The sequence below is a fragment of the Streptomyces sp. NPDC054813 genome (assembly GCF_053611365.1).
On the sequence record NZ_JBSHAF010000001.1, the window covers coordinates 295,518 to 313,023 of the forward strand.

The window sequence follows — 17,506 nt, forward strand, 5'->3', positions numbered from 1 at the left end:
GATTCCATGGGACTTCTCGACGACAAGGTCGTCCTTGTCAACGGCGGCAGCCAGGGTGTCGGCGCGGCCATCGCGCGGGCCGCGGGCCGCGAGGGCGCCACGGTGGCCGTCACGGGCCGCCGCCCCGAGCCCGGCGAGGCCCTGGTGGCCGAACTCACCGCCGCCGGCGGCAAGGCGCTGTACGTGCGGGCCGACCTCGCGGACGCCGAACAGGCCAAGGCCTCGGTGGCCGAGGTGATCGACGCCTACGGCCGGATCGACTGCCTGGTCAACTCGGCGGGGCTCACCACCCGGGGCACCCTGCTGGACACCACACCCGAGCTGTTCGACCAGCACATCGCGATCAACCTCAGGGGGCCGTTCTTCGCGATGCAGGCGGCGGTCGCCGACATGGTCGCGCGCAAGGCGCCCGGCACGGTGGTCAACATCATCACGTCGTCCGCGCACGGCGGGCAGCCGTTCCTGGCGCCGTACGTCGCCGCGAAGGCCGGCCTGATCGGCCTGACCCGCAACGCGGCGCACGCGCACCGCTGGGACCGGGTGCGGATCAACGGCCTGAACATCGGCTGGACGGCGACGGAGGGCGAGGACGCGACGCAGCGGGCGTTCCACGGGGCGGAGGACGGCTGGCTGGAGCAGGCCGCGTCCAGGTTGCCGATGGGGAAGCTGGGCCAGCCCGACGAGATCGCCGACTTCGTGGTGCTGCTGCTGTCGGATCGGTCGGGGGTGGTGACCGGGTCGGTGATCGACTGGGACCAGAACGTGCTGGGCGGGCTCGACTAGGGATGTGCCGCGCCGGGTCGTGAGTCGTCTGCGACGCCATTGTGGCTGGTCGCACCCACGCGGCAAAGCCGCATAACGACAGAGCCCCGCGCCCCTGACGGGGCGCCTCAACCTCAAGGAAGTAGCAAAGCACATGCGTATCGGAATCCTCGGCCTCGGCCGCATCGGCGCGTTCCACGCCGAGACCCTCTCGGGGCTCGACGCGGTCGACTCGCTCGTCCTCACCGATCCGTTCGCGGATGCCGCCAAGGCCGCCGCCGAGAAGTTCGGCGGCGAGGTCGTGGACTCGCCCGAGGCCCTGCTGGCCGCCGGCGTGGACGGCATCGTGGTGGCCGCCGCCACCGACGCCCACCCCGCCCTGATCCTGGCCGGCGTCGAGGCCGGCATCCCCGTCTTCTGCGAGAAGCCCGTCGCCAAGCGGATGAGCGACGGTGTCGAGGTCCTCAAGGCCGTACAGGGCAAGGGCGTGCCGATCCAGATCGGCTACAACCGCCGCTTCGACGCCGGGTTCGTCGCCGCGCGTGCCGCCGTCCAGGCGGGCGAGCTGGGCAAGCTGCACACCGTCCGCTCGACCACCCTGGACCCGGCCCCGCCGCCCGCCGCCTATGTCGCCGTGTCGGGCGGTATCTTCCGGGACTGTTCCGTGCACGACTTCGACATCATCCGCTGGGTGACCGGCCGTGAGGTCACCGAGGTGTACGCGGTCGGCGGCAACCGGGGCGCCGACTACATCAAGGAGGCGGGCGACGCCGACACCACCGGGGCGATCCTCACCCTGGACGACGGCACCATCGCGGTGGTCTCCAACTCCCGCCACAATGCGCGGGGTTACGACGTCCGCATGGAGCTGCACGGCTTCCAGGACTCGATCGCCGTCGGCCTGGAGGACAAGCTCCCGCTGCGTTCGGTCGAGCCCGGGGTGACCTTCCCGGCGGGCACCCCGCACGACTTCTTCATGGACCGCTTCACCGCGGCCTACCGCGCCGAACTCGCCGCGTTCACCGAGGTCGTGGCCGGCTCCCGCCCCTCCCCCTGCACGGTCGAGGACGCCCTGGAGGCCGGCTGGATCGCGGAGGCCTGCACGCTGTCCCTGCACGAGCACCGTCCGGTGACGATCGCGGAGGTACGCGGCGCCTGACACCGGGCACGGCGGCGGGGCGGGCAGGGGACCTGAGCACGGTCCCGGTCCGCCCCTTCGTCATTCCCCGCCGGGCCTCCCGCCGGGCCCCTGCTGGACCCGCAGTCCGTCCACGATCAGCCGCAGGATCCGCGCCGCCCGTGCCTCGGCGCCGCCGCGTGCCGGGTCGATCCGCCACAGGACGCCGAGCTGAAGGAGGACGTCCTCCGGGTCGACGTCCGGCTTGAGCGTGCCGTCCGCCGCGCCGGCGTCGAGCTCTCCGGGGCGATGCCCGGCGTGCCCCGCATCGGGCTGGAGGTGGTGGACGTCCGGGACCTGGTCGACGTCCACCTCAGGGCGATGACCTCACCGGCCGCCGCGGGCGAACGGTTCCTGGCCACCGGTGAGTTCGTGTGGATGGCGGACCTGGCGCGGTTCCTGCGGGAGGGCCTCGGGGAGCGCGGACAGCAGGTGTCGACGCGCCGCCTGCCGGACTTCGCCGTGCGGCTCGCGGCCCGCTTCCGGGATCCCGCGCTGCGCGAGATCACCCCGGCACTGGGCCGGCGCAACCGGCACAGTACCGAGAAGGCGGCGCGGCTGCTGGACTGGCAGCCGCGCCCGGCCCGGGAGACCGTGCTGGACTGGCGCCGAGAGCCTGCTCGCCCACGGCGCGGTCCCGGTCCCGGCGGCTCAGAGGCCGTAACGCACCGCGAACTCGTCCGGGTCGTAGGCCTCCCGGTCCGGGTCGTGCCGGATCGCCGGCGTGGTCTCGACCATGTCCTCCGGGCGGATCCGCTCGGGCAGCGCACCGAACCGCTGGTGCCGCACCACCTCGGCAGCCGCGTCGGCGTCCGGCTCCGCGTGCTGTTCGTCTGTCATGCTCGCCCCCATGGCCCGTGTCGCCCGCCGCGCTGGCGGCATGGTGACCGCCGCGGCGTAGTCCGGTTTCGTCCCGTCGTCGGGAAGAACGCCCGGGTCCCGGCGCGTGTTCCCGGGCTCAGGCGCCGCAGGACCGCAGGAACTGCCGGGTGCGCACCGCAATGGGCAGCGGCTTGTCCGGCTCGCAGGGGTACATGTCCTGCTCGACGATGGCGAACAGGTCGACACCCAGCCGCTGCGCCGCCTCCATCACCGGGCCCAGCTCCGGTACTCCGGTGGGCGGTTCGCACATCACGCCCTGGGCCACGGCCGGCCCGAACGGGGTGCCCTTGGCCTGGACGTCGGCGAGGATCGCCGGGTCCACCTGCTTGAGGTGGAGGTAGCCGATCCGCTCGCCGTAGGTCTCGATCAGCTTGACGCTGTCGCCGCCGCAGTAGGCGTAGTGGCCGGTGTCCAGGCAGAGATTGACCAGGTCGGTGTCGGTCGAGTCGAGGAAGCGCTCCACGTGCTCCTCGGTGTCGATGTGAGTGTCGGCGTGCGGATGGACGACGATGTCCAGGCCGTACGTCTCCTTGACCTCGTGGCCGAGCCGTTCCATGCCCTTGGTGAGATGGGCCCACTGCTCGCCGGTCAGCTCGTGCGGCTCCAGGATCTCGGCGGTCTTGTCGTCCCGCCAGAAGGACGGGATGACCACCAGGTGCTTCGCGTCCATCGCCTGGGTGAGCGCGGCGACCTGGCTGACGTGCTCCCAGGTGGACTCCCAGATGGCCGGGCCGCGGTGCAGGCCGGTGAAGACCGTGCCGGCCGAGACCTTCAGGTTCCGCCGGGCGATCTCGTCGGTGAGGCGGGCCGGGTCGGTGGGGAGGTAGCCGTAGGGGCCGAGTTCGATCCAGGAGTACCCGGCCTCGGAGACCTCGTCGAGGAAGCGTTCCCAGGGGACCTGCTGGGGGTCGTCCGGGAACCAGACGCCCCAGGAGTCGGGGGCCGAGCCGACGCGGATGCGGTCGAGGGCGTTCGCCATGGGTCAGGACTTTCCTTCCGGACCGGTCACCGCGGGGGCGGTGAGGTCCTCCTCTTCCGGGAGTTCCTCGGTGTCGACTCCGCGGACCTGGGACAGTTCGTGCTTGAGGGCGGCGAGTTCGGCGCCGCCCGCCATGTGGTTGGTGAGCTCTTCGAGGGTGATCTCGCTGCGCTCGGCGGAGAGTTCGAGAGTGCCCAGGCGCAGCACGCTGAAGTGGTCGCCGACCATGTAGGCGTGGTGCGGGTTGTGGGTGATGAAGATGACGCCGAGGCCGCGTTCGCGGGCGGCGGCGACGTACTTCAGGACCACACCGGACTGCTTGACGCCGAGCGCGGCGGTCGGCTCGTCCAGGATCAGGACGCGGGCGCCGAAGTAGACGGCGCGGGCGATGGCCACGCACTGGCGCTGGCCGCCCGAGAGGGTGCCGATGGGCTGGTCCAGGTCGTCCAGGACGATGCCCATGTTGCGCAGTTCCCGGTCGGCGGTCTCCTTCATCCTGGTGATGTCGAGACGCCGGACCGGCCAGGGGCCGTTGGTCATCTCGGAGCCGAGGAAGAAGTTCCGCCACACCGGCATCAGGGGGACGGTCGCCAGGTCCTGGTAGACGGTGGCGATGCCCTTGTCGAGGGCCTGGCGCGGGGTGGTGAAGCGCACCGGCTCGCCGTCGACGAGGAAGTCGCCCTCGGTGTGCTGGTGCAGCCCCGAGATGATCTTGATGAGGGTGGACTTGCCGGCGCCGTTGTCGCCGAGCACGCAGGTGACCTTGCCGGGGAAGACCTTGAGGTCGACGCCGTGCAGGGCGCGGATGTTGCCGTAGGACTTGCCCGCGCCGCGCAGTTCGACGATCGGGGCGCCCTCGGCGGGGGCCGTGTCCTGGAGGACGGCGCCGTGGGTTCCGGTTCCGTTGTCTGTCATCGGGTCACCTCCTGGTCGCGGTGCGCTGGACCCACAGGTTGATCATGACGGCGCCGAGCAGCATCACGCCGAGGAAGGCCTTGAACCAGTCGGGGTTCCAGCCGGCGTAGACGATGCCCTGCTGCACCATGCCGAACATGAAGGCGCCGAAGACCGGGCCGATCGCCGAGCCCGCGCCGCCGGTCAGCAGGCAGCCGCCGATGACCGCCGCGGAGATGTAGATCAGCTCCTGGCCCACGCCCTCGCCGGACTGCACCGTGTTGAAGGAGAACAGCTGGTGCATCCCGACGAACCAGGCACCGAAGCCGACCAGCATGAACAGCGAGATCTTGGTGAAGGTCACCGGGACACCGACCGCGCGTGCGGACTCCTTGTTCCCGCCGACCGCGAAGACCCAGTTGCCGTACTTGGTGCGCAGCAGCACCCAGGTGGCGATGGCCGCGAAGACCAGCCACCACACGATGGTGATCTTCACTTCGACGCCGCCGATGTGGAAGGAGGAGGCGAAGACGCTCCTGGCCTGGTCGAAGCCGTCCATGTTGCTGATGTCGTCGGTGGCGACGTTGCCGGTGACCAGCTTGGTCACCGCGAGATTGACGCCCTGGAGGATCAGGAAGCTCCCCAGGGTGATCAGGAAGCTCGGCAACCCGGTCTTGACCACCAGCCAGCCGTTCAGGAAGCCGATCGCCAGCGACACGACGAGCGCGACGATCACGCCCACCCACACGTTGAGGGTCAGCTGGTAGCTGAGCATGGCGGCGGTGAGCGCCGAGGTGATGACGGCGACGCCTGCCGACAGGTCGAACTCGCCGCCGATCATCAGCAGCGCCACCGGCAGCGCCATGATCCCGATGGTGGACGACTGGTACAGGATGTTGGCCATCGAGCTGGCTTCGCGCACCGGCGGCGCGGCGATCAGGAAGAACACGTACACCGCGACGGCGCCGAGGAAGACGCCCACGTCCGGACGGGCCAGCACCCGCAGCGCCAGGGGGCGTTGTGCGGTACGGCCGTCCTTCTCCTTGGGGCCGGGGGCCGGCGGTGTGGCCACCGCCGGCCGTGCCTGCTGGCTCATACCGATCACCGTGTGCCCTTCGCGGCGAACTCGGCGACCTTGTCCACGTTGGACTTGTCGACGAAGGCCGGGCCGGTCAGCACCGGCTGCTCACCGCCGCCCATGTAGTTGCCGTTGTTCTTGTAGAGCCACAGCGAGTCGACCGCCAGGTAGCCCTGCAGATAGGGCTGCTGGTCCACGGCGAACTCGATGGTCCCCTTGCTGATCGCGCCGGTCAGGTCCTTGTTCAGGTCGAAGGTCGCGATCTTCGCCTTGCTGCCCGCGTCCGACACCGACTGCACGGCGATCAGCGCGATGGGGGCACCCAGCGTGATCACGTGGTCGATGGAGCCGTCCGTCTTGAGCTTGGCGGTGATCGTGGACTTGACCGAGGTCGGGGACGTGCCGTCGACGTACAGGGTCTCCGTCGTTCCCGAGAACGTCTTCTTCACGCCGTCGCACCGCTGGGTGAGGCCGACGTTGCCCTGCTCCTGGATGACACAGACGACCTTCTTGGCGCCTTGCGTGTTCAGCCGGTTGCCGAGCGCCTCGCCCGCGACCGTCTCGTCCTGGCCGAAGAACTCCAGCAGGCCGAGCTTCTTCCAGTCGCTCACACCGGAGTTGAGCCCGACGACCGGGATCTTCGCCGCGGTCGCCTTGCCGATGACGGCCTTGAGGGCGTCCGGCTTGGCGAGGGTGACGGCGATCCCGTCGACCTTCTGGTCGATCGCGTTCTGCACCAGGTTGGCCTGGTTGCCCGCGTTCGGGTCGGCGGAGTAGACGAGCTTGACGTTGTCCTTCGCGGCGGCCGCCTCGGCTCCCTTGCGGACGATGTCCCAGAAGGTGTCGCCGGGCGCCTGGTGGGTGACCAGCGCGACCGTCATGCGGGGGGTGCTCGCCTTGCCGGCGGAGGCGGCCGCACCGCCCTCCTCCGACTTCTTTCCTCCGGAGCTGCTGGAGCAGCCGGCGAGGGTCAGGGCGGCCGCCGCGGCCAGGGCCACGAAGGGGGCCAGTCTCCGCGGACGGATACGGGATGAGCGGTCCATCTTGCCTGCACCTCACTGTGCGACGGGAAAGAAAGGGGATCCGTGAGGATCCTGGACCCGGTCCGGAAAGCGCCGGTCCGGGTCGGTGCTGTGCGTTGGGACGGGATACAAGTCCCTGCGAGGCCCGCTGTCAATACTTTGTTAAGACATCATTTCACACTCAGGTCCGAATGTAAGTACAAACCATTGACAGTTCGACCTGCCCCGATCTACACCTGAGAGGCATCCCGCCCCACCCGGGGAGCCTCGCGATCCCTACCCGCTCCCGCCCGGCGTACCCCTGCAGACCACCCCGTCCGAATGAGGTCCCCATGAGCCAGCCGACCACCCGCCTGACCGTCGCCCAGGCGCTGGTGCGGTTCCTGTCCGCCCAGTACACCGAGCGCGACGGCGTCCGGCACCGGCTGATCGCCGGCACCTGGGGCATCTTCGGCCACGGGAACGTGGCCGGGATCGGCCAGGCGCTCCTGGAGTACGGCGACGTCATGCCGTACCACCAGGGCCGCAACGAGCAGGCGATGGTGCACGCGGCCGTCGGCCACGCCCGCCAGCTGGACCGGCTCTCCGCGCAGGCGGTGACCACGTCCATCGGCCCGGGCGCCACCAACCTGGTGACCGGCGCCGCCCTCGCCACGATCAACCGGCTGCCGGTGCTGCTGCTCCCCGGCGACTACTTCGCGAGCCACGCGCCCGACCCGCTGCTGCAACAGCTGGAGCACCCGGTCGAGTTCGACGTCTCCGTCAACGACACGCTGCGCCCGGTCTCCCGCTACTTCGACCGGATCACCCGCCCCGAGGCGCTGATCCCGTCCGCCCTGAACGCCATGCGGGTGCTCGCCGACCCGGCCGAGACCGGCGCGGTCACCCTCGCCCTCCCCCAGGACGTCCAGGCGGAGGCGTACGACTGGCCCGAGGAGTTCTTCGCCGAGCGGGTCTGGCGGGTCCGGCGGCCCGCCCCCGACCCGGTCGAGCTGGCGGACGCCGTGAGCGCCGTGCGGGCCGCTGAGCGGCCGCTGATCGTCGCGGGCGGCGGAGTCCACCACAGCCGCGCCGAGGACGCCCTGAGGGCCCTTGTGGAGGCCACCGGCATCCCCGTGGCCTCGACCCAGGCGGGCAAGGGCTCACTGCGCCACGACCACCCGGCCGATCTGGGCGGTATCGGCCACACCGGGACCGCCGTCGCCGACGACCTGGCCCGCACCGCCGATCTGGTCATCGGCGTCGGTACCCGGTACACGGACTTCACCACGGCCTCCGGCACCCTCTTCCAGAACCCGGACGTCCGCTTCCTCAACCTGAACATCACCGGCTTCGACGCCCACAAGCTGTCCGCCCGCACCCTCGTCTGCGACGCGCTGGCGGGGCTGGAATCCCTCACGGAGGCCCTCGCCGGGCACCGGGTGGCCGCGGCCTACGAGGCCGAGTACCGGGCCGGCAAGGAGCGTTGGGAGGCCGTCGTGGCGGCCGCCTACCGCGCGGACGACGAGGACGCGGTGCCGACCCAGACCCAGGTGCTGGGCGCCCTGGACGCGGTGGTGGGCGATGACGACGTTGTCATCAACGCGGCAGGCTCGCTCCCCGGCGACCTCCACAAGCTCTGGCGGGCCCGCTCGCCGCGCCAGTACCACCTGGAGTACGGCTACTCCTGCATGGGCTACGAGATCCCGGCCGGCATCGGCGTCCAGCAGGCCGCCCCGGACACCGTGGTCTGGTCGCTGGTCGGCGACGGCACCTACCTGATGAATCCGACCGAGATCGTCACCGCCGTCCAGGAGGGCCTGCCCGTCAACCTGGTGCTGATCCAGAACCACGGGTACGCCTCCATCGGCGGCCTCTCCGAGTCGGTGGGCGGCGAGCGGTTCGGCACCGCCTACCGCTACCGCTCGGCCGACGGCACCTTCGGCGGCCCCCCGCTTCCGGTCGACCTCGCCGCCAACGCGGCCAGCCTCGGTATGGAGGTGCTGCGCGCCAAGACCGTGCGCGAGCTGCGCGAGGCCCTCGCGACGGCCCGGGCGAGCGACCGGCCGACCTGCGTGTACATCGAGACGGACCCGGCGCCCACCGCTCCCGGGGCCGAGGCCTGGTGGGACGTGCCGGTCGCCGGGACCGCCACCCGCGAGGCCGCCGTACGGGCCCGCGAGGACTACGACCGACAGGTCGCCGGCCGCCGCCGCCACCTGTGAACCCACGATCCCCGGAAGGAGGTGTCCCGGTGGCCCGAACCGGTGGTTCCGCCCGCACCGCGACCGTCTCGGCGCTCGACTCCCTGGACTTCGCCCTGGACCGCGGCAGTCCCGTACCGCTCTACTACCAGCTCGCCCAGCAACTGGAGGAGGCCATAGAGCACGGCGTACTCGCCCCGGGAAACCTCCTGGGCAACGAGATCGACCTGTCGGTACGGCTCGGCCTGTCCCGGCCCACGGTCCGCCAGGCCATCCAGTCCCTCGTCGACAAGGGGCTGTTGGTGCGCCGCCGGGGCGTGGGCACCCAGGTGGTGCACAGCCAGGTCAAGCGGCCGCTGGAGCTGAGCAGCCTCTACGACGACCTGGAGTCGGCCGGGCAGGGCCCGACCACCCGGGTGCTGCGCAACGAGCGGATCCCGGCGACCGGCGAGGTGGCCGCCGCGCTCGGTATCGCGGAGGGCGCGGAGGTCGTCGTGCTGGAGCGGCTGCGCTGCACGCACGGCCAGCCGGTGGCGTTCCTCTGCAACTACCTGCCCGCCGACCTGCTCGAGCTCGACACCGAACGCCTGGAGTCGACCGGTCTGTACCGGATGATGCGCACGGCCGGCATCACCCTGCACAGCGCCCGGCAGACCGTGGGCGCCCGCAGCGCCACCGCCGAGGAGGCCGGCCGCCTCGACGAGAAGGAGGGCGCCGCCCTGCTCACCATGCGGCGCACGGCCTACGACGACACCGGGCGGCCGGTGGAGTACGGCAGCCATGTCTACCGGGCGTCCCGGTACGCCTTCGACTTCCAGCTGCTCGTACGGCCATAGGGCGAGCCGAGCGTGGAACGGCGCATGGAACGGCGCGTGGCGGTGCGGCCGCCGCGGGCTTAACCGCTGGTCCCGCCACGGGAAACCAACACGCCCGCACACGGGCGCCCACGGAGTTCGCCCCCTGGGGGCTCGGTCGCACCCCCTTGTTCAACAAACCGGCAGGCAACCATGTCGATTACGTTTCGGGCAAGAGACGGGCGAGAGGGACGCAGGCTATTGACGCATGAGCGGACAAGCGGCTGTTATTGCGCCCACGATGTTCGGCCGAGTTGGTTTCTGATCGGTTTCGGGACCTTTCGAAGACCAACTCTTCCCCTTGCCGAACCCTGTTACTCAGGAGCCGCCATGCGCATCTCCCCGTCCGGTCTTCACCTGCCGGGTCCGAGCCGCCGTAACGTTCTGCGTGGGGCCGGTTCGGCCGCCCTCCTCGCCGGTGCCGGCATACCCCTGCTGTCCGCGTGCGGCGGCAGCGGGTCCTCCTCCGACCCGAAGACGGTCACTCTTGGCTCCAACGGCTCGGACGCCGTGCCGAAGAAGGCCTACGCGGAGATGTACGCGACCTTCAAGAAGCAGTCGGGCATCACGGTCGACGTGAACACGAAGGACCACAACACCTTCCAGGAGCAGATCAACTCCTACCTGCAGGGCACGCCGGACGACGTGTTCAACTGGTTCGCCGGGTACCGGATGCAGTTCTTCGCCAAGAAGGGCCTTGCCACCCCGATCGACGAGGTCTGGGACAAGATCGGCGACGGCTTCCCCGACGCGATGAAGAAGCTCAGCAAGGGCGAGGACGGCAAGTACTACTTCGTGCCGCTGGACACCTACCCCTGGGCGATCTTCTACCGCAAGAGCGTCTTCCAGCAGCACGGCTACAAGGTTCCCACCACCTGGGACGACTTCGTGGCCCTGTGCAAGCAGATGAAGAAGGACGGCCTGGTCCCGATCGCGTTCGGCGACAAGGACGCGTGGCCGGCGATGGGCACCTTCGACCAGCTCAACTTCCGCATCAACGGGTACGACTTCCACGTCGACCTGATGGGCGGCAAGGCCGAATGGACCGACCCGAAGGTCAAGGCCGTCTTCGACCACTGGGCCGAGATCCTCCCCTACCACCAGGACGGCTTCATGGGCCGCACCTGGCAGGACGCCGCGCAGAGCCTGGTCTCCAAGAAGGCCGGCATGTACCTCCTCGGCTCCTTCGTGGCCCAGCAGTTCACCAACAAGGCCGACCTGGACGACCTCGACTTCTTCGCCTTCCCGGAGATCAACTCCGCGTACGGCCAGGACACCGTCGAGGCGCCCACCGACGGCTACATGGTCAGCAAGGCCCCGAAGAACAAGTCCGGCGCCTTCAAGCTGATGGAGTACCTCGGCACCCCCGCCGCCGAACAGATCTACCTCCAGGCCGACTCCAGCGTGGTCGCCGCCTCCTCCAAGGCGGACACTTCGTCGTACTCCGCCCTGCAGAAGAAGGCGTACGACATGATCAGCAACGCCAAGAGCCTCACCCAGTTCATGGACCGCGACTCCCGCCCGGACTTCACCTCGACGGTGATGCAGCCCGGCCTGCAGAAGTTCCTGCAGAACCCGAAGGGCGTCGACAGTCTGCTCTCGTCGATCGAGCGCCAGAAGAAGACCATCTTCGCTTCCGAGTGAGCCGGCTGAATGACGACTGAAACCACCACGAAGTCCCAGGAGGCGGCCGCCGTGCCGCCTCCTGGGCGCGCGTCCGAGAAGAAGCGGGTCCGGCAGGGGCACAAGCGCCTGCTGACCCGCCGCGACCGCATCACGCTGGCCTTCATGGCCGGCGTGCCGACGGTCCTCCATGTCCTGCTCGTCTGGGTGACCGCACTCGCCTCGATCCTGCTGGCCTTCACCACCTGGGACGGCATCGGCTTCGACTCCATCAAGTGGGTCGGGCTCGACAACTTCCAGCAACTCTTCAGCGACAACCCGCAGTTCTGGCCCGCGGTCCAGCACAACATCATCTGGTTCGTCGTCCTCATCCTGATCCCGACGCCGTTCGGCCTGTTCCTGGCCGTGCAGCTGGACAAGAGGATCCGGTTCACCCGGGTCTACCAGACGGCGTTCTTCCTGCCGGTCGTCATCTCCATGGCGTGCATCGGGTTCGTCTGGCAGCTGATCTACAACCCGGACACGGGCCTGATCAACAGCATCATCGGCGCCAACAAGCCGGGCCACTACATCGACTGGATCGGTGACCCGAAGCTCAACCTGTGGGCGGTCCTGATCGCCGCCTCCTGGCGGCACGCCGGCTACATGATGATCCTGTACCTGGCCGGACTTAAGAGCGTCGACCCGTCGCTGCGCGAGGCCTCGGCCCTCGACGGCGCCAACGAGTGGCAGACGTTCAAGAACGTCATCTTCCCGACCCTGCGGCCCACCAACACGGTCGTCCTGGTCGTCACCATCATCGAGGCGCTGCGCGCCTTCGACCTGGTCTTCGTCTTCAACAAGGGCGCCCAGGGCACCGAGTTGCTCTCCATCCTGGTGACCAACAACATCATCGGCGAGTCCAGCCGCATCGGTTACGGCTCGGCGATCGCGGTGGTGCTGCTGTTCATCTCCCTGATCGTGATCATCCCGTATCTGATCGCGACCTTCCGGAAGGAGCGGCGCGCATGAGCACCGTGAGCGCGCTGGCCAAACAGCGCACCCCGATCCGTCCGGCCCGCGTCCTGCTGCACGTCTTCCTCGCCGTCACGGCGCTGGCGTGGCTCGCCCCGCTGCTGTGGGCGATCTTCTCGGCGCTGCGCCCGTACAGCGAGACCAGCGACCGCGGTTACGTGTCCTGGCCGCACACGCTGAACTTCGACAACTTCAAGAACGCGTTCACGCAGTCGGACATGACCCACTACTTCATGAACACGCTGATCATCGCGGTCCCGGCCGTGCTGCTCACGCTGTTCCTGTCGTCGATGGTCGCGTTCTACGTCAGCCGCTTCGACTTCCGGCTCAACCTGGCGCTGCTGCTGGTGTTCACCGCGGGCAACCTGCTGCCGCAGCAGGTCATCATCACCCCGCTGTACCGGCTGTACCTGCTGACGAACCTGCCGGGCATCACGCAGAGCGGCAAGCTGTACGACTCGGCGCTCGGCCTGGTGCTGATCCATGTGGCGTTCCAGTCCGGGTTCTGCGCGTTCGTGCTCAGCAACTACATGCGGTCGCTGCCGCACGAGCTGACCGAGGCCGCGCTGGTGGACGGCGCGTCGGTGTGGCGGCTGTACTGGCAGATCACGCTGCCGCTGTGCCGGCCGGCGATGGCGGCCCTGGCGACCCTGTTGTCGATCTGGATCTACAACGACTTCTTCTGGGCCCTGGTGCTGATCTCGACCGGTGAGAACATGCCGATCACCTCGGCGCTGAACAACCTCTCGGGCCAGTACTTCACAGACCCGAACCTGGTCGCCGCCGGTTCCCTGCTCACCGCGATCCCGACACTGGTCGTGTACTTCGCGCTCCAGAAGCAGTTCGTCAGCGGTCTGACCCTGGGCTCCGCCAAGGGCTGACCCGGCCCCCTCCGAAAGAGAACCCCGTGCACAACCCGTTCACCCCGGTCGCCTCCTTGCCCGTGGACACGCGCACCGCCCGTGTCCACGAGGAGGGCTGGCAGTCCTGGTCGCCGAGCGGCTCCTACCCCCTCGGCGCCGCCCCGCACCGCCCGACGAACGACAACTGGGCGACCGTGTGCTACCGCCCCGGCCGCGGTGTGCCCGCCGGGGCCTTCCAGGGCGAGGGCCTGCTGGCGCTCGACCCGGGCGACGGCTCCCCGGTCCGGCTCTGGGCGGCGACGGACCCGCTGCACGAGGTGCCGTCGGTCCGGCTGACCGTCGCCGGCGGTGTCGCGGAGGTCGAGGCCGACGGCCCGGTCAAGGAGTGGACCGGCGCGGACATCCAGTCCGTGCTGGCCGACTGGGCCGACTCCCTGGCCGTGCCGGCGCCCCGCCCGGCGCCCACCGTCTGGTGCTCCTGGTACGAGTACTTCACGGCCGTCACCGAGGACGACATCCACGAGAACCTGCGCGCGATGGACACCCTCGACCTGCCGATCGACGTGGTGCAGATCGACGACGGCTACCAGAGCGCCCTGGGCGACTGGCTGAACCTCTCCGGCCGCTTCCGCTCGCGGCGGGGCATCGCGGACGCCATCCGCGCCCGCGGCCGCCGGGCGGGCATCTGGACGGCGCCCTTCCTGGTCGACCCGGCGAGCGCGCTCGCCGAGACGTACCCGGACTGGCTGGTCCGCGACCCCGACGGCAACCCGCTGCACGCGGGCCGCAACTGGGGCCACGCCCTGTACGTCCTGGACACCACCCACCCGGCCGCCGCGGCCTACCTCACCGACGTCTTCGCCACGCTGCGCGCCGAGGGCTACGACTACTTCAAGGTCGACTTCCTCTACGCGGGCGCGATGGACGGCGTACGGCACTCGGGCGCGGACCCGCTCACCGCGTACCGGCTCGGCATCGCCCTGATCCGGGAGGCCATCGGCGCCGACGCCTACCTGCTGGGCTGCGGTGCGCCGATCCTGCCCTCCATCGGCCTCTTCGACGCGATGCGGGTCAGCCCCGACACGGCCCCGCACCGCCGCGCCGAGGCCGGCGACTACAGCCAACCGGGCCAGGACCCGGCCGAGTTCACCGGGGTCGGCCGCCAGTGGCAGCACGGCCGGCTCTGGATCAACGACCCCGACTGCCTGATGGCCCGCCCCGCCGTGGAGACCCGCGCCCGCTGGGCGGCCCATGTGGAGGCCGTCGGCGGCCTGGTCGCCTCCAGCGACCGGCTGCTCTCCCTCGACCCGTGGGGCGTGGACACGACCCGCCGCCTTCTCACCGGAGTTACCGGAGTCAACCGATGAGCGACCGCACCCTCTCCGTCCCGGGCATCGTCTACGGCGGCGACTACAACCCCGAACAGTGGCCCGAGGAGGTGTGGGCCGAGGACATCCGCCTGATGCGCGAGGCGGGCGTCAACATGGTGAGCGTCGGCATCTTCTCGTGGGCGCTGATGGAGCCGTCCGAGGGTGTCCACGACTTCTCGCGGATGGACAAGATCCTCGATCTCCTCCACGAGAACGGCATCGCCGCCGACCTCGCCACCCCGACGGCCGCCCCGCCGGCCTGGTTCTTCCGCGCGCACCCCGAGGCGCTCCCGGTGGACCACGACGGCCGCACCCTGTCCTACGGCAGCCGCCAGACGTTCTGCCCGAGCAGCCCCGCCTACCGCGAGGCCGCGCTCAGGATCGCCGACGCCATCGCCGAGCGGTACGCGAGCCACCCGGCCGTGAAGATGTGGCACGTCCACAACGAGTACGGCTGCCACAACGCGGCCTGCTACTGCGACACCAGCGCCGAGTCCTTCCGCCGCTGGCTGCGGGCCCGGTACGGCGACGCCTTGGCCGCCCTCAACCGCGCCTGGGGCACCACCTTCTGGAGCCAGTGGTACTACGACTGGGACGAGATCCTGCCGCCCCGCGCGACCGGTGCCGTACCCAACCCGACGCACCAGCTGGACTGGCGGCGGTTCTGCTCGGACGAGCTGCTGTCGCTGTACACGGCGGAGCGCGACGTGCTCCGGGAGGCGGCCCCCTCGATCCCCGCCACCACCAACTTCATGGTGATGCACAACTTCGACGCCCTCGACTACTGGCGCTGGGCACCGGAGCTGGACGTGGTGGCCAACGACCATTACCTGATGTCCGCCGACCCCGAGTCGGAGATCGACATCGCGCTCAGCGGCGATGTGATGCGGTCACTGGCGGGCGGGCCGTGGCTGCTGATGGAGCACTCGACGGGCGCGGTGAACTGGCAGCCCGTCAACCGGGCGAAGAGACCGGGTGAGTTGCGGCGCAACGCGCTCGCCCATCTGGCGCACGGCGCGGACGGCATCTGCTACTTCCAGTGGCGGGCGGCGAAGGCCGGTGCCGAGCAGTGGCACTCCGCGATGCTGCCGCACGCCGGGACCGACAGCCAGATCTGGCGGGACGTGGTCCGGCTCGGCGCGGACCTGCGGGCGTTGGCGGAGGTGCGCGGCAGCACCGGCACCGCCGAGGTGGCCGTGGTCTGGGACTGGGACGCCCGCTGGGCGGTGGAGTTCCCCTCCCAGCCGAGCGGCGAGCTGCGCTACCTGGACCTGGTCCGCTCCTGGTACGAGCCGATGTGGCGGGCGGGCGTCGCCGTGGACTTCGTCCGGCCGGAGGCGGACCTGTCGGCGTACAAGGTGGTACTGGCCCCGAGCCTGTACCTGGTGGACGACGCGGGCGCGGCGAACCTCACCGCCTTCGCGGAGGCCGGCGGCACGCTCGCCATCGGTTTCCACAGCGGCATGGTGGACGAGCACAGCCATGTGCGGCTGGGCGGTTACCCCGGGGCGTTCCGGGAGGTGCTGGGCGTCCGCACGGACGAGCTGTTCCCGCTGCTGCCGGATGAGCGGGTGGCGCTGAGCGAGGGCGGCACGGGCTCGCTCTGGTCGGAGCGAGTGCGGGCGGAGGGCGCCGAGGTGGTCACGTCGTACGCCGACGGCCCTCTGGCCGGTGTCCCGGCGGTGACCCGGCACGCGTACGGCACGGGCAGCGCCTGGTACCTGGCGACGCTGCCGGACGCGGAGACCCTGGCGGGGCTGCTCGACCGGATCCGCGCGGAGGCGGGCGTGGCCGCGGGCCGCACCGCGCCGGCGGGCGTGGAGGTCGTCCTGCGGCGCGGTACGGACGCGGACTACGTGTTCGTGATCGACCACGCCGGGGAGGGTGCCGAGGTCGCGGTGTCGGCCGAGTCGGTGGAGCTGCTGTCCGGGAAGCCGGCCGACGGGGCGGTTGTGGTGGCTCCGGGCGAGATCGCCGTGGTCCGGGAGCCGCGCCGGAGCGCGTAGCGCCGGGGGCGGTAAGGCGGTCGGGCTGCTGCGGGTTCGCCGTGGCCGGTCGCGCAGTTCCCCGCGCCCCTGAAGGGGCGCGACAGCCCCCGCGTCCTGGAAGGTGCGCGGGGGCTGGTCTCACTTGGATGCGAACGGGCCCTCCAGTGCCGCCCATTGCAGCAGCATGATCGTCTTGGCGTCGGCGATCTCCCCTGTGCGGATCATCTGCAGCGCCTGTCGGAAGGGGAGTTCGAGGATTTCGATGTCCTCGCCCTCCTCGTCCAGTCCGCCGCCCTCGTGGGTGCGGGTGGCGGGGGTGTAGGCGGCCGCGTAGAAGGAGATCCGTTCGGTGACCGAGCCGGGGCTCATGTAGACGTCGAAGACATGCTGGACGTCGCCGACGGTGTGCCCGGTCTCCTCGACCACCTCCCGGCGGACCGCGTGTTCCGGGTGCTCGTCCTCGGCGTCCAGGAGGCCCGCCGGGGTCTCGATCAGCATGCCGTCGGGGTGGCCGTTGACGTACACGGGGAAGCGGAACTGGCGGGTGAGCAGGACGGTTTCGTGCTCGGCGTCGTAGAGGAGGAGGGTGGCGCCGTTGCCGCGGTCGTGGGTCTCGCGTTCCTCGGTGTGCCAGGTGCCGTCGGCGTGCTGGTAGTCGAAGGTGGTGGCCCGCTCGACGTACCAGTGGCTGGACAGCAGTTTCACCTCCCGGACCTGCACGCGCGGGTTGCCGGTCAGGTCCAGGCCGGTGCGGTCGAGTCCGGTGCGGCCCCGGCGGTCGGGGGTGTCGGTCCCGGCGGTCATCGCAGGCCCGCCG

Annotated in this window: 16 protein-coding genes; 9 read left to right on the forward strand and 7 right to left on the reverse strand. The window is 70.2% G+C overall.

Annotated features, from left to right (window positions below; genetic code table 11):
• The first annotated feature begins 6 nt into the window (after window positions 1–6).
• Window positions 7–783 carry an SDR family oxidoreductase gene (locus tag ACWGJB_RS01250; protein ID WP_453378216.1) on the forward strand — a complete coding sequence of 259 codons (777 nt, stop codon included), beginning with the start codon at window positions 7–9 and terminating at the stop codon, window positions 781–783.
• Window positions 784–916: 133 nt separating this feature from the next.
• A complete protein-coding gene (locus tag ACWGJB_RS01255; RefSeq protein WP_453378217.1) occupies window positions 917–1,921 on the forward strand; it encodes a Gfo/Idh/MocA family protein in 1,005 nt (334 codons plus the stop codon).
• A gap of 60 nt (window positions 1,922–1,981) precedes the next feature.
• On the opposite strand, the gene ACWGJB_RS01260 is transcribed toward ACWGJB_RS01255, so the two are convergent.
• The 6 genes from ACWGJB_RS01260 to ACWGJB_RS01285 form a co-directional block, all read right to left on the reverse strand.
• Window positions 1,982–2,251, reverse strand: a complete 270-nt coding sequence (locus ACWGJB_RS01260; RefSeq protein WP_453378218.1) for a hypothetical protein — start codon at window positions 2,249–2,251, stop codon at window positions 1,982–1,984.
• Window positions 2,252–2,590: 339 nt separating this feature from the next.
• Window positions 2,591–2,779 carry a hypothetical protein gene (locus tag ACWGJB_RS01265; protein ID WP_453378219.1) on the reverse strand — a complete coding sequence of 63 codons (189 nt, stop codon included), beginning with the start codon at window positions 2,777–2,779 and terminating at the stop codon, window positions 2,591–2,593.
• 118 nt (window positions 2,780–2,897) lie between these two features.
• Window positions 2,898–3,800, reverse strand: a complete 903-nt coding sequence (locus ACWGJB_RS01270) for a sugar phosphate isomerase/epimerase family protein (protein WP_453378220.1) — start codon at window positions 3,798–3,800, stop codon at window positions 2,898–2,900.
• Window positions 3,801–3,803: 3 nt separating this feature from the next.
• Window positions 3,804–4,715, reverse strand: a complete 912-nt coding sequence (locus ACWGJB_RS01275; protein WP_453378221.1) for an ATP-binding cassette domain-containing protein — start codon at window positions 4,713–4,715, stop codon at window positions 3,804–3,806.
• Window positions 4,716–4,719: 4 nt separating this feature from the next.
• The gene (locus ACWGJB_RS01280) at window positions 4,720–5,796 is read right to left on the reverse strand and encodes an ABC transporter permease (RefSeq protein WP_453378580.1); all 1,077 of its coding nucleotides are present in this window, start codon (window positions 5,794–5,796) and stop codon (window positions 4,720–4,722) included.
• Window positions 5,796–6,815: a sugar ABC transporter substrate-binding protein gene (locus ACWGJB_RS01285; protein ID WP_453378222.1), complete on the reverse strand. Its 1,020-nt coding sequence runs from the start codon at window positions 6,813–6,815 to the stop codon at window positions 5,796–5,798. The genes ACWGJB_RS01280 and ACWGJB_RS01285 overlap by 1 nt, the downstream gene beginning before the upstream one ends.
• Before the next feature lie 311 nt (window positions 6,816–7,126).
• On the opposite strand from ACWGJB_RS01285, the gene iolD reads away from it, so the two are divergent.
• From iolD to ACWGJB_RS01320, 7 genes are all read left to right on the forward strand, one after another.
• Complete coding sequence (gene iolD / locus ACWGJB_RS01290; RefSeq protein WP_453378223.1) at window positions 7,127–8,998, forward strand: 3D-(3,5/4)-trihydroxycyclohexane-1,2-dione acylhydrolase (decyclizing); 1,872 nt, start codon at window positions 7,127–7,129, stop codon at window positions 8,996–8,998.
• Window positions 8,999–9,027: 29 nt separating this feature from the next.
• The gene (locus tag ACWGJB_RS01295; RefSeq protein WP_453378224.1) at window positions 9,028–9,813 is read left to right on the forward strand and encodes a GntR family transcriptional regulator; all 786 of its coding nucleotides are present in this window, start codon (window positions 9,028–9,030) and stop codon (window positions 9,811–9,813) included.
• 348 nt (window positions 9,814–10,161) lie between these two features.
• On the forward strand, window positions 10,162–11,475 hold the full coding sequence (locus tag ACWGJB_RS01300) for an ABC transporter substrate-binding protein (RefSeq protein ID WP_453378225.1): 1,314 nt from the start codon (window positions 10,162–10,164) through the stop codon (window positions 11,473–11,475).
• Between the two features lie 9 nt (window positions 11,476–11,484).
• Complete coding sequence (locus ACWGJB_RS01305; protein WP_351705786.1) at window positions 11,485–12,465, forward strand: carbohydrate ABC transporter permease; 981 nt, start codon at window positions 11,485–11,487, stop codon at window positions 12,463–12,465.
• Entirely contained in the window at window positions 12,462–13,349 is an 888-nt protein-coding gene (locus tag ACWGJB_RS01310; RefSeq protein WP_351705783.1) for a carbohydrate ABC transporter permease, read from the forward strand. Before ACWGJB_RS01305 ends, ACWGJB_RS01310 begins: the two co-directional genes overlap by 4 nt.
• A 26-nt stretch (window positions 13,350–13,375) precedes the next feature.
• On the forward strand, window positions 13,376–14,698 hold the full coding sequence (locus ACWGJB_RS01315; protein WP_453378226.1) for a glycoside hydrolase family 36 protein: 1,323 nt from the start codon (window positions 13,376–13,378) through the stop codon (window positions 14,696–14,698).
• Window positions 14,695–16,707, forward strand: a complete 2,013-nt coding sequence (locus ACWGJB_RS01320; RefSeq protein WP_453378227.1) for a beta-galactosidase — start codon at window positions 14,695–14,697, stop codon at window positions 16,705–16,707. The genes ACWGJB_RS01315 and ACWGJB_RS01320 overlap by 4 nt, the downstream gene beginning before the upstream one ends.
• Before the next feature lie 120 nt (window positions 16,708–16,827).
• On the opposite strand, the gene ACWGJB_RS01325 is transcribed toward ACWGJB_RS01320, so the two are convergent.
• Window positions 16,828–17,493 (reverse strand): NUDIX domain-containing protein, encoded by a 666-nt coding sequence (locus ACWGJB_RS01325; protein WP_453378228.1) that lies wholly within the window; start codon window positions 17,491–17,493, stop codon window positions 16,828–16,830.
• Window positions 17,494–17,506: the final 13 nt, after the last annotated feature.